General features: G+C 70.6%; 28 protein-coding genes. All 28 read left to right on the top strand.

Annotated elements, in window-relative coordinates; translation table 11 throughout:
* Positions 1-11 precede the first annotated feature (11 nt).
* The 28 genes from V4Y04_RS11165 (at position 12) to V4Y04_RS11030 (ending at position 19,890) form a co-directional block, all read left to right on the top strand.
* The gene (locus V4Y04_RS11165) at positions 12-698 is read left to right on the top strand and encodes a DUF6907 domain-containing protein (RefSeq protein WP_332427422.1); all 687 of its coding nucleotides are present in this window, start codon (positions 12-14) and stop codon (positions 696-698) included.
* A complete protein-coding gene (locus tag V4Y04_RS11160; protein ID WP_332427420.1) occupies positions 695-889 on the top strand; it encodes a hypothetical protein in 195 nt (64 codons plus the stop codon). Before V4Y04_RS11165 ends, V4Y04_RS11160 begins: the two co-directional genes overlap by 4 nt.
* Positions 886-1,125, top strand: coding sequence for a hypothetical protein (locus V4Y04_RS11155; RefSeq protein WP_332427419.1), 240 nt, complete (start codon positions 886-888; stop codon positions 1,123-1,125). Before V4Y04_RS11160 ends, V4Y04_RS11155 begins: the two co-directional genes overlap by 4 nt.
* A gap of 82 nt (positions 1,126-1,207) precedes the next feature.
* Complete coding sequence (locus tag V4Y04_RS11150; RefSeq protein WP_332427417.1) at positions 1,208-2,068, top strand: toprim domain-containing protein; 861 nt, start codon at positions 1,208-1,210, stop codon at positions 2,066-2,068.
* Positions 2,065-3,669 (top strand): YfjI family protein, encoded by a 1,605-nt coding sequence (locus tag V4Y04_RS11145; RefSeq protein ID WP_332427415.1) that lies wholly within the window; start codon positions 2,065-2,067, stop codon positions 3,667-3,669. Before V4Y04_RS11150 ends, V4Y04_RS11145 begins: the two co-directional genes overlap by 4 nt.
* 190 nt (positions 3,670-3,859) lie before the next feature.
* The gene (locus V4Y04_RS11140) at positions 3,860-4,081 is read left to right on the top strand and encodes a hypothetical protein (protein ID WP_332427414.1); all 222 of its coding nucleotides are present in this window, start codon (positions 3,860-3,862) and stop codon (positions 4,079-4,081) included.
* Positions 4,078-4,335 (top strand): hypothetical protein, encoded by a 258-nt coding sequence (locus V4Y04_RS11135; protein WP_332427412.1) that lies wholly within the window; start codon positions 4,078-4,080, stop codon positions 4,333-4,335. Before V4Y04_RS11140 ends, V4Y04_RS11135 begins: the two co-directional genes overlap by 4 nt.
* Before the next feature lie 110 nt (positions 4,336-4,445).
* A complete protein-coding gene (locus V4Y04_RS11130; RefSeq protein ID WP_332427411.1) occupies positions 4,446-4,970 on the top strand; it encodes a single-stranded DNA-binding protein in 525 nt (174 codons plus the stop codon).
* 13 nt (positions 4,971-4,983) lie between these two features.
* Entirely contained in the window at positions 4,984-5,190 is a 207-nt protein-coding gene (locus tag V4Y04_RS11125) for a hypothetical protein (RefSeq protein WP_332427410.1), read from the top strand.
* Positions 5,187-5,849: a hypothetical protein gene (locus V4Y04_RS11120; protein ID WP_332427409.1), complete on the top strand. Its 663-nt coding sequence runs from the start codon at positions 5,187-5,189 to the stop codon at positions 5,847-5,849. Before V4Y04_RS11125 ends, V4Y04_RS11120 begins: the two co-directional genes overlap by 4 nt.
* Positions 5,850-5,920: 71 nt before the next feature.
* A complete protein-coding gene (locus V4Y04_RS11115; RefSeq protein WP_332427408.1) occupies positions 5,921-6,130 on the top strand; it encodes a hypothetical protein in 210 nt (69 codons plus the stop codon).
* 96 nt (positions 6,131-6,226) lie between these two features.
* Entirely contained in the window at positions 6,227-6,613 is a 387-nt protein-coding gene (locus V4Y04_RS11110; RefSeq protein ID WP_332427407.1) for a hypothetical protein, read from the top strand.
* Positions 6,610-7,017 carry a DUF6907 domain-containing protein gene (locus tag V4Y04_RS11105; RefSeq protein WP_332427405.1) on the top strand — a complete coding sequence of 136 codons (408 nt, stop codon included), beginning with the start codon at positions 6,610-6,612 and terminating at the stop codon, positions 7,015-7,017. Before V4Y04_RS11110 ends, V4Y04_RS11105 begins: the two co-directional genes overlap by 4 nt.
* Positions 7,014-8,177: a conjugal transfer protein gene (locus V4Y04_RS11100; RefSeq protein WP_332427404.1), complete on the top strand. Its 1,164-nt coding sequence runs from the start codon at positions 7,014-7,016 to the stop codon at positions 8,175-8,177. Before V4Y04_RS11105 ends, V4Y04_RS11100 begins: the two co-directional genes overlap by 4 nt.
* Complete coding sequence (locus V4Y04_RS11095; protein ID WP_332427402.1) at positions 8,174-8,347, top strand: hypothetical protein; 174 nt, start codon at positions 8,174-8,176, stop codon at positions 8,345-8,347. Before V4Y04_RS11100 ends, V4Y04_RS11095 begins: the two co-directional genes overlap by 4 nt.
* Complete coding sequence (locus V4Y04_RS11090; RefSeq protein ID WP_332427400.1) at positions 8,344-8,652, top strand: hypothetical protein; 309 nt, start codon at positions 8,344-8,346, stop codon at positions 8,650-8,652. Before V4Y04_RS11095 ends, V4Y04_RS11090 begins: the two co-directional genes overlap by 4 nt.
* A gap of 3 nt (positions 8,653-8,655) precedes the next feature.
* On the top strand, positions 8,656-9,042 hold the full coding sequence (locus V4Y04_RS11085; protein WP_332427399.1) for a RapZ C-terminal domain-containing protein: 387 nt from the start codon (positions 8,656-8,658) through the stop codon (positions 9,040-9,042).
* Between the two features lie 24 nt (positions 9,043-9,066).
* Positions 9,067-9,267 (top strand): hypothetical protein, encoded by a 201-nt coding sequence (locus V4Y04_RS11080; RefSeq protein ID WP_332427397.1) that lies wholly within the window; start codon positions 9,067-9,069, stop codon positions 9,265-9,267.
* 2 nt (positions 9,268-9,269) lie between these two features.
* The gene (locus tag V4Y04_RS11075; RefSeq protein ID WP_332427396.1) at positions 9,270-9,446 is read left to right on the top strand and encodes a hypothetical protein; all 177 of its coding nucleotides are present in this window, start codon (positions 9,270-9,272) and stop codon (positions 9,444-9,446) included.
* Positions 9,447-9,530: 84 nt separating this feature from the next.
* Positions 9,531-11,639, top strand: a complete 2,109-nt coding sequence (locus V4Y04_RS11070) for an FtsK/SpoIIIE domain-containing protein (protein WP_332427395.1) — start codon at positions 9,531-9,533, stop codon at positions 11,637-11,639.
* 648 nt (positions 11,640-12,287) lie between these two features.
* The gene (locus V4Y04_RS11065) at positions 12,288-12,488 is read left to right on the top strand and encodes a hypothetical protein (protein ID WP_332427394.1); all 201 of its coding nucleotides are present in this window, start codon (positions 12,288-12,290) and stop codon (positions 12,486-12,488) included.
* 543 nt (positions 12,489-13,031) lie between these two features.
* Positions 13,032-13,313 (top strand): hypothetical protein, encoded by a 282-nt coding sequence (locus tag V4Y04_RS11060; RefSeq protein ID WP_332427393.1) that lies wholly within the window; start codon positions 13,032-13,034, stop codon positions 13,311-13,313.
* 117 nt (positions 13,314-13,430) lie between these two features.
* Positions 13,431-13,916 carry a phage terminase small subunit P27 family gene (locus V4Y04_RS11055; protein WP_332427392.1) on the top strand — a complete coding sequence of 162 codons (486 nt, stop codon included), beginning with the start codon at positions 13,431-13,433 and terminating at the stop codon, positions 13,914-13,916.
* Positions 13,897-15,627, top strand: a complete 1,731-nt coding sequence (locus V4Y04_RS11050; RefSeq protein WP_443079988.1) for a terminase large subunit — start codon at positions 13,897-13,899, stop codon at positions 15,625-15,627. Before V4Y04_RS11055 ends, V4Y04_RS11050 begins: the two co-directional genes overlap by 20 nt.
* A 12-nt stretch (positions 15,628-15,639) precedes the next feature.
* On the top strand, positions 15,640-17,115 hold the full coding sequence (locus tag V4Y04_RS11045) for a phage portal protein (RefSeq protein WP_332427390.1): 1,476 nt from the start codon (positions 15,640-15,642) through the stop codon (positions 17,113-17,115).
* Positions 17,112-18,086 carry a VG15 protein gene (locus tag V4Y04_RS11040; RefSeq protein WP_332427389.1) on the top strand — a complete coding sequence of 325 codons (975 nt, stop codon included), beginning with the start codon at positions 17,112-17,114 and terminating at the stop codon, positions 18,084-18,086. Before V4Y04_RS11045 ends, V4Y04_RS11040 begins: the two co-directional genes overlap by 4 nt.
* A 102-nt stretch (positions 18,087-18,188) precedes the next feature.
* Positions 18,189-18,902 carry a hypothetical protein gene (locus V4Y04_RS11035; RefSeq protein WP_332427388.1) on the top strand — a complete coding sequence of 238 codons (714 nt, stop codon included), beginning with the start codon at positions 18,189-18,191 and terminating at the stop codon, positions 18,900-18,902.
* Positions 18,903-18,942: 40 nt separating this feature from the next.
* Positions 18,943-19,890, top strand: coding sequence for a major capsid protein (locus V4Y04_RS11030; RefSeq protein ID WP_332427387.1), 948 nt, complete (start codon positions 18,943-18,945; stop codon positions 19,888-19,890).
* The last annotated feature ends 4 nt before the right edge of the window (positions 19,891-19,894 follow it).

Genomic DNA, 19,894 nt, shown 5'->3' with positions numbered 1-19,894 from the left:
CGAGCAAGCCCATGAACACCAAGGTACAGGCAGAGGCGTCGACGGGGACGCCTGCAGTCCAGGACCAGAGCAGCACCACCATCTTCCACGTCGAGACCATGACGGATCTCGACACCGGCCAGCCCACGCTGGTCTCCAGCACGCAGGGAAACCACGGCGACCTTCAGGTGGTCACCGCGGACCAGGTGCTGAACGAGGCAGGCAAGGCGCACAAGAAGATCGACGACGCCGTCCGGCTCGCCCTCCAGTTCCAGGCCGCCACCACCCCCACCCCGCCCGCGCCCACCACGTGGACGTTCACCGACCGGGACACCGGCGCGCACCGCACCGTCACCTGCATCGCAGGCTGCACCACCGACCACCAGCACAGCATCGACAACCCCGTCTTCTCGGAAGACGTCTACTGCTGGAACACCGACAGCAGCGAGCCCCGCACTCTGCCGGTCAACGAGACCGGCACCCCCGAGGACCTCTACGTCCTGAGCACCGTGATCGCCTGCGAGCCGTTCAGCGACAAGCCGGCGCGCCGTATCCCGCACGCCCGCGTCGAAATCCTCGAAGACCACTTCATCGAGGACCTCGACCCCGACGGCCTGCAGGCCGTCATCGGCACCGTCGAGCAGCGGCTCACCGCCATGAGGCAGCGTCACGCCGAACTCATCCGCATCCGCAACGAGCACCTCGGGCGGCAGGCGTGACCGAGAAGTCGCGCCCCGAGTGCGGCCACTGGATCGGCGACGAGCGACGGCACTGCCGCCAGGTCGACGGCGTCCGCCACTACCTGCCCGGCCACCGCTGCCCCGCCCACACCCCGCGCGCCCTGCAGGGCCTGCCCGAAATCCCGCCTGGCCCCGGCTGGCCGGCCCACCGCAAGGAGGAGGCGTCGTGAGCGACCGCCGCCCCGGCCAGTGGCCGGTAGACGAACCCGTCGACCTGGTCCCGGATGACCTCTACCTGAAGCGGGCCGCCGAACGTGGCCGCCGCGAGATCGTCCTCGGCTCCATCCGCGCGCACCTCGAGGAGCAGCCCACGGCCAGTGCCGTGCAGGCCGCCGCCCGGCACTGGAGCGCCGACGTCACCGCCATCGGCGAAGAGGTCGCCCGACAGAAGCGCAGAAGCGCATGAACCGCGGGGCGGGCGCATGGGGGCAGCGCCCGCCCCGCCCCACGAACCAACTGGCCAACCGCTCTCAGAAATGAGCACGTTCGTGACTGACACCATCGCCTTCAATCGCATCGCGGATCTCCTCCGTGACCGGGGCGAACCCATGCGCTACCAGGGCGGAGCACTGCGCACCCGAGGCATCTGCCACGACGGCGACAGCCCCAGCACCGTTGCCATCCGCCGCGGCAACAACGGCGGCGTCGTCATCCACTGCCACAAATGCGACGGGAACACCGAGTTCCTCGCCGCCCTCGGCTGGACTGAGGCCGACCTGTTCGACGCGCCCCTCGAGCGGCAGCGCGACCGGCCGACCGACGACACCTGGATCCCCTGCCAGCGTCACGGCCACAAGCGGGTCGCACAGTACGTCTACCGCGACGAGAACGGCGCCGTCGTCCACGGCGTGACCCGCTGCGACCACAAGGACTTCGCCCAGTGGCGGCCCGACCCGGCCACGAAGTCCGGGCGCCGCTGGTCCCTCAACGACGAACGCGGCAACCGGCTCGTCCCCCTGGTCCCGTACCTGCTCCCCGAGCTGCTCGCCGCCAAGGAAGCCGACCGGGTCATCTGGGTGTGCGAAGGGGAGAAGGACGCCCACGCACTCATCGACCACGGCCTCGCCGCCACCTGCAACGCGGGCGGCGCCGGAAAGTGGACCGCCGAACACGCCCGCTACCTCGAGGACGCTGACGTCACCATCGTCGCCGACCGCGACGACAAGGGCCGCGAACACGCCACCGCCGTCGTCGAGTCGCTCCGCGGTCTGGCTCACTCCGTGTACGTCGTCCAGGCCCGCACCGGTAAGGACGCCGCCGACCACTTCGCGGCCGGTCACAAGGACTCGGACTTCGACCAGGTGTGGGCACCCGTCCCGTACCCCGGCGACCCGGCGGTGACGGTGTGAGTGCCGCACCCAACTGGAAGCCCGACATCAAGGCGCCGTCCTGGGACACCGGCGTCCATGCCGAGGACGCGCAGGGATGGGAAGAGCCCGTCCCTCTCAATCCGCCGGCCGCCCCTGCCCTCGACGCGGCCAAGCTCCGCGGCATTGGCGTCATGGCCCAGGCGGTGTCCGACAGTCTGCAGGTCCCCGTCGACCTGCCCGCATGGCTCGGCATGGCCGTCGCGTCCACCGCGATCGGCGGCCGCCGCACCGTCAGCCCGAAGCCGGACTGGATCGAGCCCGTCACCCTGTACACGATGCCCGTCGCGGCACCGGGCGAGATGAAGTCGCCGGCCCTCGGCCTCATGGCCAAGCCCGTCTTCGAGGAGCAGAAGCGGCGGCGGCTCGAGGACAGTTCCGCCGTCGCCCGGGACCAGCAAGACCGGCGCATCGCCGAGGCCTGCGTGTCGGACGCCGAGTCGAAGGTCATCAAGGCCGCCGACCCGGCCAAGCGCCAGAACGCCCGCGCTCTCCTCGACGCGGCACGCGATGAGCTCGAAGCGCTCGGCGAACCACGGGTGTTCACACAGTTGGTCGCCGACGACACCACGCCCGAGGCTGCCGCCGACCTCATCGCCCACCAGGGCGAGCGCCTGGCCGTGCTCTCCACCGAGAGCTCGTTCCTCGGCAACGTCGGCGGCCGGTACAGCAAGAACGCCAACCCTGAGATCGTCCTCAAGGCGTGGTCCCAGGAACCCCACGCCGTGAACCGGAAAAGCGGGCAGCCGCTACTCCTCGAGCGCCCGAACCTCACCCTCGGTCTGGCCGTACAGCCCGGGTTCCTCACCGGCATGGGCGAGACCGGTGACGTCTTCGAAGCCCGCGGCCTCATGGCCCGGTTCATCTTCTCCATGCCCGTCAGCCGGGTCGGCGACCGCGTGTACGACACCGACCCCATCCCGACCGACACAAGCAAGGCGTGGGGTGCCCGGATCAAAGCGATGATGGAGAGGATCTGGGACGACGACGAGCCGCAGGAGATGCAGCTCGACGCCGCTGCGAAGCGCTCCTTCCGGGAGTTCTGGGAAGCGCTGGAGCCCCGGCACAAAGCCCACGGCGACCTCGCCGCCATCGAGGGCTGGGCGAAGAAGCTGCCGGGGCAGGTCCTCCGGATCGCCGCGGTCCTCACCCTGTTCGAGAACCCCGAGTCGCTGATCGTGCCGGGGGACGTGATGGACGACGCGGTTGCCCTGGTGCCGTACCTGATCGCACACGCCCGCCTGGTGTCCGACCTGATGTCAGCCGAGCGACAGTCGAAGCTCGGCCCCGCCCGCGCCGTACTGGACTGGCTGCGCCGTAAGCAGGTGGCCGGCCGGTTCCCTGCGGGCGACGTCGAGAAGGGCGTTCGGGGGCAGGCGTGGTGCACGGAGATGGCCGACGTCGACGACGCCCTGAACCTTCTCGTGCGTGCCGGGTGGCTGCGGCAGATCGATCCGCCTGAGGCTCCTGAGCGACGTGCAGGGCGCCCGCCGAAGCCGAGGTTCGTTGCTCACCCGGACGTCTTCGAGCCCAGTGAGGGGCGGGTTATCTCCATTAATTCCATGCCTCATGGGGTGGCGTGAACGGGCCTGGAGTTACTTCCAGGAGTCCCCGTAAGCCTATTTTTAACTAATTACTACTCTCTGTAACCAGAATGACTACCCACCGTACCGACCGAGATGCAGGCCTCCTGTCCTGCACGTCCCCACCCCATGGAATTAATGGAGGAAACCCCGTGCCGCACCTCCCGCCCCCTCCGCAACACCGCTCCTCATGAACGTCGACGACGTGGTCGCGGAGAAGATCGCCGCCGCCACAGCTCGCGCCGAGGCGGCCAAGCGCCGGCGCGCAGCCCTCAACGCCGCCCGGCAACGCGGCCTCGCCCAACGGCACGCCGCCAAGCTCCGCAACCAGGCTTCCGCCCGCACGACGGACGGATCCGAGACGGACACCCCGTCCGCCTCAAACGACACCACCACCGAGGAGAACTCATGAACATCGCCACCGGCTCCGTCATCAACATCGCGCCCACTGCCCCCGGCTGGGTCGTCATCTTCAGCGAGGGCAACAGCGCGGACAACGTCTGCCCGGTCATCGGCTGGGCGACCGTCGTCCAGGCCCACATGAAGGACGGCACCGTCACCACCCGCGTCGAGCCCGCCTTCGTGTGGGGCGAGCAGGTGTGGACCGAGACAGACGCACGCGAGCACTCCGCCGGGGGGCTCCACTTCCAGATCACCCGCCACTGACCCGCACGACAGCGGCCGGGCCCGCGGGACTCGGGCCCGGCCACCCACCCAGCATCCCGCGACTTGCTTCCCCGCAGGAAGTAAGTCGCCCTCCCGAGAAGGAGTCCGCCATGGCAGGCGAGACCGTGATCACCGTCGTCGGCAACCTGGTCGACAATCCTGAGCTGCGTTTCACTCCGTCCGGCGCGGCCGTGGCCAAGTTCCGCGTCGCGTCCACGCCGCGCACCTTCAACAAGACGACGAACGCTTGGGAGGACGGCGACGCCCTGTTCCTCACCTGCTCGGTGTGGCGGCAGGCCGCCGAGAACGTCGCCGAGTCCCTCGCCCGCGGCACCCGGGTCATCGTGCAAGGCCGGCTGAAGCAGCGGTCCTACGAGGACCGTGAGGGCGTCAAGCGCACGGTGTACGAGCTGGACGTCGACGAGGTCGGCGCGTCCCTCACCTACGCCACCGCCAACGTCACCAAGAAGACCGGCGGCGGGCGGACGGCTACTGATCCAAATGGATCAGCTGACCCGTGGTCCGGCGCGAAGCCCGCGAACAGCCAGCAGCAGGGCGGCGGCTGGGGATCCGCCCCGCCCGCGCAGCAGCCCGCCGCCCAGGCCGCGGGCTACTCCGACCAGCCCCCGTTCTGATCAAGGAGTCGACGTGACCGCGAACGAACTGCAGCTGCTCATCGTGGGGATGATGCTCGGCGCCTGGCCCATGGCCATCTGGCGCATGGTCCTCGACATGCGCGAGGCCAACCGCAGCCTCGCCGAGTCCCACCAGATCCGCCGCCGGGCGGCCGGTGACACCTTCCTGCGCAGCCTGGAGCTGTACCAGGTCCAGCAGCGTTACGGGCTCGTGCCGTGACCGCCGCAGACGAGAAGGGGTACACGCCAGCGTGTACCCCTGCGTGCGAGCTGTGCGGCGAGGAGACCGGCGGCCGGTACCTGTGCGAGCGGCACGCCGTCCAGCTCGCCAAGCGGCTGGACGACCTGCCCGTCCTGTACACCGAGGTCGGCCAGTGCCTGGTGCCTCGCCGGTACGGCTGGGGGGAGATCGTCGCGACGAAGAGCGCGGCCGGCCCGCGCTCCCCGCTCGACGAGGACGTCCTCGACACGGTGAACGTGACCCGGGCCGCCGAGGTGATACGCCTGTGGCGGCTGGACGTGCAGCGCGTCCGGTGGCCGCGGCACGGGGCCCCGGCCCCGGCCCCGCTCGCCGCCGACTGCCGGTGGCTGGCGATGGAACTGGACTGGATCGTCCAGCACTACCCGGGGGCTGGCGACCTGGCGCGCGAGGTGCGGGAGCTGGAGTTGCAGGCCCGCACGATCGTCGGCGATCCGGCGCCGCGGCCGCAGCGCCTCGGCACGTGCGTCGCGGTCGACAGCGACGGCGTCGTCTGCGGCGCCGTGATCTCCCGCCTGCCGGGACAGACCCGGCTGACGTGCCGCTGGTGTGGCTACACCTACGAGTCGGAGCGGGACCTGCTGATGCTCCTGCACTTCCAGCCGAAGGAGGCGGCGTGACCGCCTTGACGGAGGTAAGCACCCCTGCTTATATTTGTGGTCATGCAGTCACCTCCGGTACGAGGAGGGACGTGACTACATGGAAGGAACGGCACGACGCTGCCGTCCGCAAGCAGAAGGCCGCACTCGACGCCTACCAAGAAGCCACCGACGAACGGGCACTCGCCCTCATCGACGGGGCTGAAGAACTCGGAAGCCAGGCCGCAGTCGCCCGCGAACTCGGGGTGAAGACCCCCAGCGTGAACCAGGCGATCCGCGCCTACCAGAAGAAGACCGAGTAGCACCCACAACTGAAGACGGCCCAAGGCCGGGATTGCCGTCCCAGCCAAGGGCCTGACCGCACCGCCTACCTGACTAGACCAGGAGGAGATCCGGCTATGGCCGATCTTGCCACGCCTGCATGCGCGGACAACACCGCCCTGCGCACCATCGAACCGAGCGACCTCGAGGTCGCGATCAGCGTCGCCCAGCAGCTGCTGCACAGCGACCAGATCCTCTCCCTCCAGGAGGCCCTCCGCCTCCTGCTCCGTGCCCTCGGAACCGAGCCCGCCACCGAGCCGCCCGCGCTGCGCTGCCCGACCATCGGCACCCGCGACCAGCTCGCCCTCCGGCACGACGAGTACCGGGTGCGGAAGGCCCGCGAGGAACTCGCCGCCCCGGTGGACCTGTCGGACGACCGGGCGATGGCCCGCAGGGTCGGCCGGCTCGAGGTCGCCCTGGAGCAGCTGCTGGAGATGCTCGCCGAGCGGGGTGAGGGCCAGTGAGCACCCAGCCCCGTCGGCAGGATCCGCGTTACCGGGACGGCGTCGTCGTCCTGCAGACCCTCGACCGCGGTGAGGTCGTCGTGCCCGAGCCCGTCTGGTGCCGCGGCCACGACGACGACCTGGTCGGCCACCTCGCGGACGTCACCCACAACGGGCCCGCCATCCGCGCCGACGCCGTCACCGCCCAGTACGGGCCGCTGCAGGTGCTGGAGGCGCGCATCACCCAGGCCCCGCACGGCGAGATCCGCCCGGAGCCGCTGCCGCTGCTCGCCATCAACGTGACCGTCGACGCCACCGTCGGCGTCGAGGACGGCCGGCACCTCACCCAGGCGCTGCGCGCCGCCGCCGTCCGTATCGACCGCGCCCTCGACGAGGTCGCCCGCCTCCGAGGTGATCACCGATGAGCACCCGCAACCTCACCAAGGGCCAGAAGGGCGTCCTCGGCGTCGCCGCGGCCGTCATGGTCGCCGTCGGTATCGCCGGAGCGGTCGGCACCTTCTCCAACGCCCTCGCCGAGTTCGGACGCAAGGAGACCGCCGCCGGCATCGTCGCCGCCGGAGAGGGCCTGACCCTCATCCTGGCGCTCACGATGCTGGGCCTGACCCTGCTGGGGCAGTCCGCCCCGGCCTGGGTCCGCGTCGGTCTGTGGCTTGCCCCGCTGGGCGCCTGCGGTACCGGCCTCGCCCTCGCCGACACGCTCACCGAAGCGGTCGTCTACGGCACCACCCCGCTCGGCATGAGCGGCGCCGCCGAAGGCCTCGGGCTCATCGCCCGCCGCGTCGTCATCTACACCACCGGCGTCGACGCCGAAGCCCAGCGCCGCAACGCGGCGACCCTGCAGCAGCTCGCCTACCACCGGGCCCGCTCAGCGAACCACCCGGGCAAGTGGACGCGCCTGTGGTCCGAGCGGGCCGCATGGCGGCTGGCCAAGCACGCCGGCGCGGGAGACGCCGAACTCGGCGTGGACCTGGTCGGCGTACAGCGGACGCGGCTGACCGCGGCCGGCGACGCCGCCCTGCTCGACATGTTCACCGTGACGCCCGCCCCGACCGCCCCCGACCTGCCCGAGGTGACCCTGGAACGCCTCGACGCCGGCCAGGTGCCCGCCGTCGAGGCACCCCGCCCCCGGCCCGAGGTGGTCCCGGCCGGTGCCCGGCTGCTGCCGATCGTCGCCCGGCCCGAGCCGGTCGAAGTGACCACCAATGAGCCCTTGCTGCGGCACTGGTGGGACAACACCCTCAAGCGGTACGCGCCCACCGAGGTGGTCATGCCGCAGACCCCCGCGATCACCGCAGCACCGTTCCGATGGGAGGACCTCGACGCACCTGCGGTGACCGGCAAGGTGCCCGCTGCACTCCCCGCCGAACAGCCCCGGCAGGTGGTCACCGCGGCCGTCACGCTCACCCCGTCCGACCTGCGGCGACAGGCCCGCAGGCTGAACCGGGAAGCGGTCAGGTCGAACGGCCGGTCGGTGACCATCAAGACGCTTCAGGACGAACTCGGCCTGTCGCGTCGAGAAGCGACAAAGCTGCGGCACGAGGTCGTCGGGGGTGAGCGGTCATGAAGTGGCTTCTCCTCGGCGCCCTGCTCGGGCTGCTCCTGACCATCCCGCAGGTGCTCGCCCTGACCACCACCGTGGTCACCGCGCTGGCCTCCCAGCCGCTGCTGGTCGCGTTCGCCCTCGGTGCCGCAGCCCGCCCGCACCTGCCCCTGGTGGGGAGGTGGACCCGATGAGCGACGCCCTTGAGAAGGCCGCCGCCGATGCGGTGGCCGCCGCCGACAACACCCGGCAGGTCGAGATCATCGCCGCGTTCCTCGCCGCGCAGCAGCTGCTCAACCAGCAGCAGCCCCAGCAGCCGGCCCCGGCGCCGCGGTCCGAGTTCGACACGAAGAAGTGGCTGACGCTCGGCTTCCTCGGCATCGCCGGCGGACTGGTCGCCTCGCTGTTCGCCGTCGCCGTCGCCATCGGCGCCGTCTCCGTCGCGATCCTCGCCCTGGTCCTGCGCAGCCTCTGGGCCGACTACCAGAAGGGTCGTTGACCCATGAAGACCACCACCGTAGAGATCACTTCCTTCGGCTACCTCCACGACGCCCCGCCCGCGGCACACCTGACGGTCGACCTCCGGCACCACTTCCGGGACCCGCACGTCTCCCCGGACCTGCGGTACATGACCGCCGGCGACGAGCCCGTCCGTGTCGCGGTCCTGGCCACGCCCGGTATCCGGCAGCTGGTCGACGCCATCGCGGCGGCGGTAGAGGCGTTCGCTGCCGGTCCGTCGGCCGGAACCATCGCCGTCGCCACCGGGTGCGCGGGCGGCCGGCACCGGGCACCGACGTTCGCCCAGGCCCTCGCCGACATGCTCACCGCCGCTGGCTACACCGTGACCGTCCGGCACCGGGACCTCGGCAAGCCCGTCGTGCAGCGCTGACCGAACCAAGCCAAGGAGGACCAGATGGACCGCAAGCAGCGCCTGACGATGGCGGACGCCGCCGCCACCCGTGCGGCCAGCCTCGCCCGCGAAGCCGAGGACCACGCCCACTCTGACCCGGCCAAGACGCCCGCGTTCGCCGCGGCGTCCGCCGCCTGGTCCACCGTCGCCCGCACCCACCTCGCTATCGCCGCTCTGCTGCCCGACACCACCGAGGGGAACTGACGATGCCCGCTACGAACCACGACCCGCACACCTGGGGCGAGTTGGCCCGCGTCGTCGCCCTCGGCGCCCAGATCCAGCGCAGGAAGGCGCAGGGCAAGGGCACCAAGCGGCTCGAGGCCCGCGTCGACGAGATCCGCGAGAAGGCGCAGGCCCGCGAGGACGCCCGCAAGAAGAAGTAGCTCGACCCCGGGGCGGCCGTCCGCCTGGCAGCAAGCCGGCCGCCCCGGGCCTCCCAACCCCAGCAAGAGGCAGGAAGCCCCAGCATGACAGTCCACATGATCAAGGCGTCACAGGACGACACGGAGGCGCCCTCCAGCTACCGCGAGCGGCGCCGGGCCCGGTTCCGCACCGCAGCCCGCGCAGCCCTGCAGGACGAGCGCGTGCGCGCCTTCGGCCGCCTCACCGTCCGCCACGGCGCCTACATCACCGGCGGGGCCCGCATCGTCGCCCGCCGCGCCTGGGACGGCCGCACCGCCTCCCGCTACGAGCGGATGATCCGCGCAGCCGAAGCCGCCGGCCTCATGGACGAGGTCAAGGAGTGGGAGCAGCGCGCCCAGGCGTACCGGGCCGCCCGCCACAAGCGGCGCCTCGAACTGCTGCAGGCCATGGTCCACGCCCCCAAGGCCATCGCCTACGGCACCGTCGGCGGCACCGGCATCCTGCTGATGATCGGCATCATGCTCGCCTGGGGCTCCGGAGACGTCCGCGACGTCCTCACCCCCATCGAGGCCGTCATCGAGCTGGTCAGCTGGGCCGCGTTCGTCGCAGGCGTCGTCTGGGGCCCGTTGCTGTTCGCCGCCCCCTGGATCGGCCTCGCCGCCGTATGGGCCGTCGGCCAGCACCGCCACACCGCCCCCCAGTGGGCGCTGCCCGCCCAAGCCCGCGACCTCGGCGCCGCCATCACCCCGTCCATCGTCGTCATCGCCTTCCGTGACCTGGGCATTTCCCCGCTGCGTAAGGCCATCGACGCGATGGGCGACGTCGGTGCCGCCCTGCTCGGCCCGATCCGTATCGCCGGATGCGGCGTCGAAGTCGACGTCCACCTGCCCTCCGGTGTCTCCACCGAGGAGATCCAGAACAAGCGGCGCAAGCTCGCCGAGAACCTCAACCGGCACGAGCACGAAGTGTTCATCACCATCCCGCCCGCCCCGCGCACCGTCCGCCTGTGGATCGCCGACAGCGGCGCCCTCGACGAACCCATCGGCCCGTCCCCGCTGATCCTCGAAGAGGACACGACCGCCGACTACTACACCGGCAGCGCACCGTGGGGACAGAACCTGCGCGGCGACGCCGCCGGCGTGAGCGTCTTCCAGCGGCACGTCCTGCTCACCGGCCTGTCCAACCAGGGCAAGACCGCCGCCCTGCGCGCCCTGGCCCTGTGGCTGGCCTTCGACGAGACCGTGGACTTCTACATCGCCGACCTCAAGGGCGTCGGCGACTGGCGGGGCTTCCTCGGGCTCGCCCAGGTGCTCATCCAGGGCCCGACCGACGACCACGTCGCCCAGGCCACCGACATGGTCGAATGGGGCGTCGACGAGATGCAGAAGCGCATCGGCCTGCTGGAAGAGTCCGGCGCCACCGACGGCGTCACCCGCGAGATGGCCCGCACCGACCCGCGGTTCCGTCCCATCGTCCTCATCGTCGACGAGGCCCAGGTCGCCTACGGCTGCGGCGCCAAGAGCGAGGACGGCCGCCCCTACGGCGGCAGCAAGGCCACGTCCCGCTACTTCCAGGCCGTCAAGAAGATCCACGACCAGGGCCGCGCCGTGAACGTCACCATCTGGGAAGGCACCCAGGACCCCACCGACGAGAACCTGCCCAAGCGGTCCCGCGAGGGCAACCACATCCGCGGCTCCCTCGCCCTCGGCACCGAGTCGCAGGCGAAGATGGCGCTCGGCGAGGCCCCCGTGGACGCCGGCGCCGCCCCGCACAAGCTCCGCCGCGGCCTCGACCGGGGAACCCTCGTCGTCGCAGGCGAGGGCATCCCCCTCGAAGCCGGGCAGTCCTCCGTGACCGTCCGCACGCACTTCATCAGCGGCGAGGACGCCCTCGTGCTTACCGACCGGGCCAAGGCCCGCCGCCAGGACGTCGCCACCGTCCACAAGCTGGAGATCGCAAAGCCCGTGAACCACCTCGGCGACCTGGCGGCCGTCGTGGGCCGGGAAAAGCGCGTGCGCACCACCGAGGTCCTGCACCGGTTGAAGGCCCGCAACCATGCCGTCTACGAGCACTGGACCGGCGCCCGCCTCAAGGCCCTGCTCGCCGAGTACGACGAGGAGTCGGGGACCTATAACGGTTACCCCGTAGTGAGGCTGGAGAGCGTCGAGAGGGCCCTCGACCGGCGAGCGGAAGAGATCGCAGAGGCTCAGTGACTCGGCAGTGGGCAGTGACTTTCCACTCGGAGCGTCACTGCCCACCCTCACTGGGGTTGATCAGCGGAAACGACGGTCCAGTGAGGTGATGAGGCCCGTTGCAGGGGCCTTAATTGCCTCCACATGGCGCCTCTCTGAGGGCTGCCCATGCGTCACTCACTTGCGAGCTACTGAACGCCCGTGTCAGCCAACACCTAGCAGTACCGCCGCTCGGCTCGGGCAAAACCAGCGCTGTAGCCATCGGCATAGCCCCGAGCATAGTCGCGGTTACTCCTGCTGTTATCGGAGAAGCTTCCGTCCAGTCGGCAGTCCTGCCTGGCATCTGCGAATCCATCGCGGAAGCCATCGCGGAAGCCCTCCCGGTAGTCCGCTCGACTGGTTACGGCCGTCGGCGCACTGGCCTGAGTCTCGCTTGCCGGAGCGGCCGAAGCCTGCTGCACGCCGACAGGAGAGAGGCCGAGGATGAGAGCCGCACTCAGGACGATTGATCGCTTCCAGTAACTAGCGTTCATGCCCTACCCCTTGTCACATAGATCACATAGGGTTCACTTTCCACTCTAATCACACAAATGAGGGCTGCAACTTGCCGCCCATCACTGCATCAGCTGAGCACGCATCCCTGTCTGAGGCCTCTGCAAAAATCAACTCATGGAGTCGCAGATGATCCGGCCCGGCCACCTCACCGCACACCAGACCGCGCGCGTCCTCGGCGTCGAGTTGACTGGCCTGCGCACGCTCGTCCACCGCGGCCAACTGACCCGCTCCGGCGGCACCGAGCGACAGCCCTGGTACGCCGCCAAGGACGTCGCTGTCCTCGCCGCGAAGCGGGCCGCACGCGCCGCCGCTTGACCGCAGGTCAGACCGAGTGCAACGATCGCGGTGCACCACTGTGCCCACATGAGGCACCACAGACACCCCAAGGCCCCGTCCACCAGCGGGGCCTTACGCGTACCCAGAGACCCCCCAGCAAGGGGTACCCCAGCACCTATGCCCCTGCCTGCCCTACCCCAGCCCCCCACCCACCCACGGGAGGCCCACCCCCATGCCCTCCCGCCCCCGTAAGCCCTGCCCCATACCCGGATGCCCCGAGACCGTCACCCAGGGCAGATGCGACAGACACACCAGGCAGGCAGAGCAACAGCGAGGCAGCAGCAGCCAACGCGGATACGACACACGATGGCAACGACGCAGAGCCAACTACCTCTATCACCATCCATGGTGCGTGCTCTGCGGTCAGCCCTCCAAGGTGCCTGATCACTACCCAGTGAGCCGCAAGGACCTGATAGCCCAAGGCGATCCCGATCCGGACGCTGACAGACATCTGCGGCCCTTGTGCACGCGATGCCACTCATCCGAGACGGCACGGCACCAACCCGGAGGCTGGAACGCCCGATGACCACCCACCAGCCCACCCCCGAACAGCTCGAACGGCTCCAGACCGCTCACCTCGGAGCCACACAGACCGATGCAGCCGTCGCCGAAGCCCGCGCGAAGCTCGCCCAGGCCCTCGCGGAACACTCCGAGGCCACCGCCACGCTCTCCAGGGCCATCGCAGACGTCCTCTACGGCCCCCACGACGACTCCGAAGGACCGCGCAAGGGCACTGCCTACGAGCTGTCCAACGACATGGCCCGAGCTCACTGGCCTACCCCTCGCGCCGCCCCTGGGGGGTGACTCCCCTCCCCCACCCCACGGCCACCCGCCGGGGAGGGCGGCTCTTGCGATGGCCGATTGGGCCGTTCCTGTGGGTGACCAAACGGGCCATCTCGTCACGGAAGGTGAGGTGAGGGCGTGGCCGTGCGTGGAGCGAAGCCCAAGCCGCACCTTCAGGCCGTGCGCGAGGGAACGTACCGGGAGGACCGGCAGTCGCCCGGGGTGCGGTTCGCCCCGTCGGACCCGGTGGAGCCGGACTGGTCGGAGCACCTGCCCGGGGAGGGCGAGGAGAGCGACCGGGTCCGTGAGCACGCGGCGGCGGCGTGGGCGCGGGTGGTGCCGATGCTGGTGGTGGCGGCCGGCCTGACGGACACGCAGCGGGACACCGCGCTGGAGTACTGCATCACCTGGGCGCGGCTGGTCCAGGCGGAGCGCCACCTGTCGGTAGAGGGCCTGGTCGTGGGGACCGAGCGGGGCAACGTGAAGAACCCGTGGACCACGATCGCCCACCAGTACCGTGCCCACTTCCGGTCCCTGGTCGGCGAGCTGGGCCTGTCGCCGGCGGCGGCTACCCGGCTCACGCCGCCGGAGGGCGGAGACGACGATGACGGTGTCTTCGACTGAACGGCTGTCCCTCGAGGACCTGGCCGACGGCCTGCCGGTGCCGCGGGCCGCGCTGTACGAGCTGGGCCTGAGCGATGAGGACATCGCCGTCGCGCTGGAGTCCAAGCCGGACGTGGTCGCCTTCCACGCGGACCGGCAGCCGGGCGCGTTCTTCTCGGTGGAGGCGGCGCGGCGGGCGAAGGACGCCATCGAGTCGTTCAAGCACACCAAGGGCCGGTGGGGCGGCACGCCGCTGAAGCTGATGCCCTGGCAACTGGTGTGGGTCATCGCCCCCGTCTTCGGCTGGCTGCACTACAACGAGGAACTTCAGCGTGCGGTCCGGGTGATCCGGGCGGCGTGGGTGGAGGTCCCCCGCAAGAACGGCAAGTCCACCCTGTCCTCGGGTGTCGCGTTGACGCTGCTGGCCGCGGACCGGGAGATCGGCCCCGAGGTGTACACGGCGGGCGTCGACCGGGAGCAGGCGTCGCGCATCTTCAGCGACGCGAAGCAGATGGCGATGTCGTCGCGGGGCGGGAAGCGGGCCATCGAGCCGAAGGCCGCGGTGTTGGTCGGCCGGCGCAACGGCGGCATCCTGCGGGCCCTGTCCCGGGTGGCCGAGGCGGCGCACGGCTTGAACGTGTCCGGGGGCGTCATCGACGAGGTCCACGTGCACAAGTCCCGGGACCTGATCGAGGCGATCGAGACGGGCACGGGCGCGCGGGAGCAGCCGCTGATCCTGTTCATCACGACCGCCGACGAGGGCACCGAGTTCACGATCTACGACGAGAAGCACACGTACACGGTGCGTGTCGCGGAGAACGTCGTGGAGGACCCGGCGCACTACGGCGTCATCTGGCGGGCGGGCGAGGAGGACGACCCGTTCTCCGAGGCCACGTGGCACAAGGCGAATCCGGGCCTGCGCTACGGGGCGCCCACGCTGAAGTCGATCCAGGACGCGGCCCGGAAGGCGCAGACGACACCGTCGGCGTTCCCCGGCTTCTGCCGGCTGTACCTGAACCGGCGGATGAACACGAAGTCGCGGTGGATGCCGATGCCGCTGTGGGATGCCAACGAGGGCGAGGTGTCCTCGGAGCGGCGGCTGAAGTTCCAGGACGCGTGGGGCGGGCTGGACCTGTCGGCGGTGTCCGACCTGACGGCGTGGATGCTGATCGTCAAGTCCCGGCAGCCCGGTATCGAGCTGGAGATGGTCCCGCACTTCTGGGTGCCCGAGGAGCGGGTGGAGGAGCTGTCCCACGAGCTTCAGGTGCCGCTGCGCGACTGGGCAGATGCGGGCCTGCTGCACCTGACCGAGGGCGACGCCATCGACTACGCGGCCGTGGAGGACCAGATCCTGAAGGACTCCCGCACGTACCGGATCAAGCGGATCGGATACGACCGGATGTTCGCCGGCGGCTCGCTCCAGCGCATCGAGAACAACCCGCGCATCGGCGAGGTCGTCCCGATCAACCAGACCTACCTGGGCCAGTCGCCGGCCGTGAAGGAGACCGAGCGGCTGTTGCGCACGCACGCGCTGCGGCACGACGGGCACAAGGTGCTGCGCTGGAACGCCCAGTGCGCCGAGGTGATCCGCGACGGCAACGACAACATCCGCCTGGTCAAGCCCAAGCGCGGCAAGGCCACCGCCCGCATCGACGGGATGGCCGCCCTGGTGAACGCCGTGGACGGCTACCTGCGGCGCAAGCAGACGAGAGACGAAGCCGCTACGGCGTGAGAGGGGGACGGCATGGCGAAGCTCCGCAACGACGGGCCCGCGCTGGCGGACAGCGACTCCCCCGAGGAGATGCTGGACAAGCTGACCCAGCGCATGGACGCCCGCAAGGGTGAAGAGAACAAGTGGAACGACCTGTACAACGGGGAGGAAGCGCTGCTGTTCGCCTCCCCGGAGTTCGAGGAGCTGACCGGCGGCCTGTTCGAGGACTTCTCCGACAACTGGTGCCGCACGGTGCCGGACTCCTGCCGGGAGCGGCTGAGGGTGACCGCATTCCAGGGCGCCGACGGCCAGATGGACACGCAGGCGATGGAGGCGTGGCGGCGCAACGAGGCGGACGTGGAGATCGGCCTGGCGCTGCTGGACTCCCTGGTCGTCTCCCGCTCGCACGCCCTGGTGTGGAACCCCACCGGCGAGGCCTCCGACATCACGTTCATCCCGACCGGTGAGGCGATCGTCGACTACGCCCCGGGCACCCGCCGTGTCCGCCGTGCGGGCATGCGCACCTGGTCCGACGGCTCCCACGACTTCGCCACCCTGTTCGTCCGCGGCCGCGACGGGCTGCCGCCGATGATCTACCGGCGGCAGCGCAGGACCGGCGGCACGTGGGAGCCGCGCACGATCGGCCTGCGGTCCTCGGAACGGGTCGACTTCCCCAACCCGATGGGCGAGGCCGGCGCCGTCCCGCTGGTGGAGATCGCCAACCGGGCCCGCCTCGGTGGCGAGCCGGAGTCGGACATCAAACAGGTGGCCTCGCTCCAGCGCACGGTGAACACCCTGTGGGCGCACCTGCTGACCGGCGCCGACTACATGGCCCTGCCCCAGCGGGTGGTCCTCGGCATGGACAAGCCCATGCGCGACATCCGCGACGACGAGGGCAACATCGTCGACGAGGAAGAGATCCCGCTGACCAAGTTCAGCCGGGACCGGCTGCTGTGGCTGTCCAAGCAGGGCGCCAACATCGCCCAGTTCACCGCCGCCGACCTGCGGAACTACCTGGTGGTGATCGAGGCGGCCGTGCGGCACATCGCCGCGCAGACCAGGACCCCGCCGCACTACCTGCTGGGCGAGATGTCCAACATCGCCGCCGACGCGCTGACCGCGGCGGAGTCCGGTCTGGTCGCCAAGGCCAAGGACAAACAGACCTACTTCGGCGCCGACATCCGCGAGCTCGTGCGGCTCGAGGCCCTCGCCTCCGGGGACAGCGCCCGCGCGCAGTCCCTGGCCATGGGCAAGGTGATCTGGCGCGATGCCCAGTACCGCTCCGAGGCGCAGTACGCGGACGCCCTGACGAAGTACAAGGCGATCGGCGTACCCGATGAGGCGCTGTGGCGGATGATCCCGGACGTGGAGCCGGAGCAGGTGGAGGCCTGGATCCGGATGCGGGACGCGCAGGCGCAGGCCGCCGCGCAGGCCGCCGCGGCCGCGTTCAACGAGTTCGGCCCCAAGGATGCTGGCGACGACCTCGAGGACGACAGCGAGGCGGCATGAGTGACGCTGCGGACGCCCGCTACACGCAGGTGCAGACCCTCGCCCAGGCCGTCGTCGCCCGGGTCTCCGCCATCTGGTCCGGGCTGGACCCGGCGCACATCCTCGCCTCGCTCCAGGGCGACCAGGGCGCGGCGATCCTCGACGCGGTGGTGGCCGGGCAGCTCACCGCGGCGCAGGGTGCGCAGGCGTTCGTGGCGCAGGCCATGGCGGAGCGGGCCGCGGCGGCGCGGCTGGCCGCCGAGGTGGCGCCCGAGGCGTTCGCCGGTATCGCGTCCGACGGCCGTCCGCTGACCACGCTGCTGTTCCAGCCGGCCATCACCACGTTCACGACGCTGGCGGGCGGGGCGGATCCGCGGACCGCGCTGCTGGCGGGGATGAACCAGATGGCGCGGATGGTGTCTACGCAGATCGCCGACACCTCGCGCGCGGCCACCCAGGTGTCGATGGTGACGCACCGCCGGTGCATCGCCTATGTGCGGGTGGTGAAGCTGCCCGCGTGCGGGCGGTGCCTCATCCTCGCCGGCCGCCAGTACTCCTACAGCACGGGCTTCAAGCGGCACCCGAAATGCGACTGCGGCATGGACCCGATCGACATCGAGCGGTGGGGCGAGGTGCCCAGCCCGGAGAAGCTGGTGGCGCAGATGACGCCCGAGGAGCAGCGCAAGCGGCTGGGTGCGGCCGCGGTCGACGCCCTGGCCAAGGGCGCGGACCTGGCGCAGGTCGTCAACGCGCGCCGCGGCATGCAGACGATGACCGTCTTCGGCCGGAAGGTGCAGGCGACCACCGAGGGCTCCACGGTGCGCGGTATCGCCGGCAAGCGGCTGGCCACGGACCTGGGTGCGGACAAGCTGCCCGGCCAGCGCTACCGCCGCTCGAAGTCGCCGCGGCTGATGCCGGAGGAGATTCTCCGGCTGGCCGACGACCGAGAACACCAGCTGCGGCTGCTGAAGAAGCACGGCTACATCTACTGACTTCTCCTGGATCGATTCTCCGGGAGGGCCCGCACGGCGCGACGCCGGGCGGGCGGCACATCACCGCGGCGCGATGCCGCACCCAGCGAAGGAGAGGGCGCGATGCCCCACAACACCCGCACGCGTTTCCTGGCCGCCGCAATGGGCGCCGGGTGGACGCACCCCTACGGCACCGACCCGTTCGTCCTGTACGCCGACGGCGGCGACGCAGGCGGCGGCACGGGGGCCGAGGGAGCAGGCAACGGACCGGACGACCCCAAGGGCGACGGCGGCAAACCGCAGGGCGATCCTGCGGGCGAGGCCAAGCCCGACGACCCGAAGCCGGCCGAGGGCGACGAAGCCCTCGGAGAGGCCGGGAAGAAGGCGCTGGCCGAGGAGCGCACCGCCCGCAAGGAAGCCGAGCGCAAGCTGACCGACCTCGAGGCGGAGGTGTCCCGACTGCGCCGCTCGAACGCGGCCAGCAAGGGCACCGACATGGAGGCCATCAAGGCGGAGATCCGTTCCGAGTTCGCCGCGGGACTGGTGGAAGCCCAGCTCGAGGCGGCGGCCACCGGCCGTCTGGCCAAGCCCGAGGACGCGGTGCTGTTCGTCGGCACCGAGAAGATCGCCGCTCTGGCCAAGGACGGCAGGCCCGACAAGGCCGCCATCTCCGAGGCCATCGACCAGGTCCTCAAGGAACGCCCCTACCTCGCCGGCCAGGCGGGCCCCCAATGGGGCGACGTCGGCGGCGGCCACCACCCGGGCCCGTCCGCGGACGTGGAGCCCGGCCTGGGCCGTCTGCGGCACGCCTACGCCACCGAGACCAAGACCAAGTAACCCGGCCCGCGCAGCGGGCCTCACCTGAAAGGGGCCCGCCGTGGCCGTAACCCTTGTCGAGGCGGCGAAGCTGTCTCAGACCCAGCTCCAGCGCGGCGTCATCGAGACGTTCGTGCAGGAGTCGTCCATCCTGGACCGCATCCCGCTGATGCAGATCGAGGGCAACGCCTACGCCTACAACGAGGAGGCCACCCTCCCGGGCGTGGCGTTCCGTTCGGTTAACGAGGCCTACACCGAGTCCACCGGTACGTTCAACCAGAAGTCCGAGTCCCTGGTGATCCTCGGTGGCGACGCCGACGTGGACCGGTTCATCGTCCGCACCCGCGGCAACCTCAACGACCAGCGCGCGACCCAGACCCGGATGAAGGTCAAGGCGGCCGCGTACAAGTTCCAGGACACGTTCTTCAACGGCGACGTGGCCGTGGACGCCAAGAGCTTCGACGGCCTGAAGAAGCGGCTCACCGGGGCGCAGGTCCTCGACGCGGCGACCAACGGCCTGGGCCCGGTCGCCGGCGGCCACGACTTCTTCGACGTCCTGGACGCGGCCATCGCGCAGGTGCCCGGGGTCAACGGCTCCAACGGAGCCATCTACGCCAACAGTGCGGCCATCGCGCGCATCAAGTCGTCCGCGCGGCGCCTGGGTGGCGTGGAGATGGTCCGCGAGGCCCTCACCCAGAAGATGGTCGCCACCTACAACGGCATCCCGCTGCTGGACCCGGGCGCGACCGCGGCCGGCACGGCGATCCTCCCGCAGACCGAGACCCAGGGGACGGCCTCCGGTACGGCGTCGTCCATCTACGTCGTCAAGTACGGGCAGGACGAGGGCGACCAGGCCGTCACCGGGCTGACCAACGGGGGTGTCCAGGTGTACGACCTGGGCGAGCTCCAGGAGAAGCCCGCCTACCGCACCCGCATCGAGTTCTACTGCGGGCTGGGCGTGTTCGGCGGCAAGGCCGGTGCCCGTATCCGCGGCGTCCTGAACGCCTGACCTA

It is taken from the genome of Streptomyces sp. P9-A2 (genome assembly GCF_036634175.1).
Lineage (GTDB): Bacteria > Actinomycetota > Actinomycetes > Streptomycetales > Streptomycetaceae > Streptomyces > Streptomyces pratens.
Note: the sequence above shows the minus strand (reverse complement) of the source record. Positions and strands in the feature narration are given on the sequence as shown.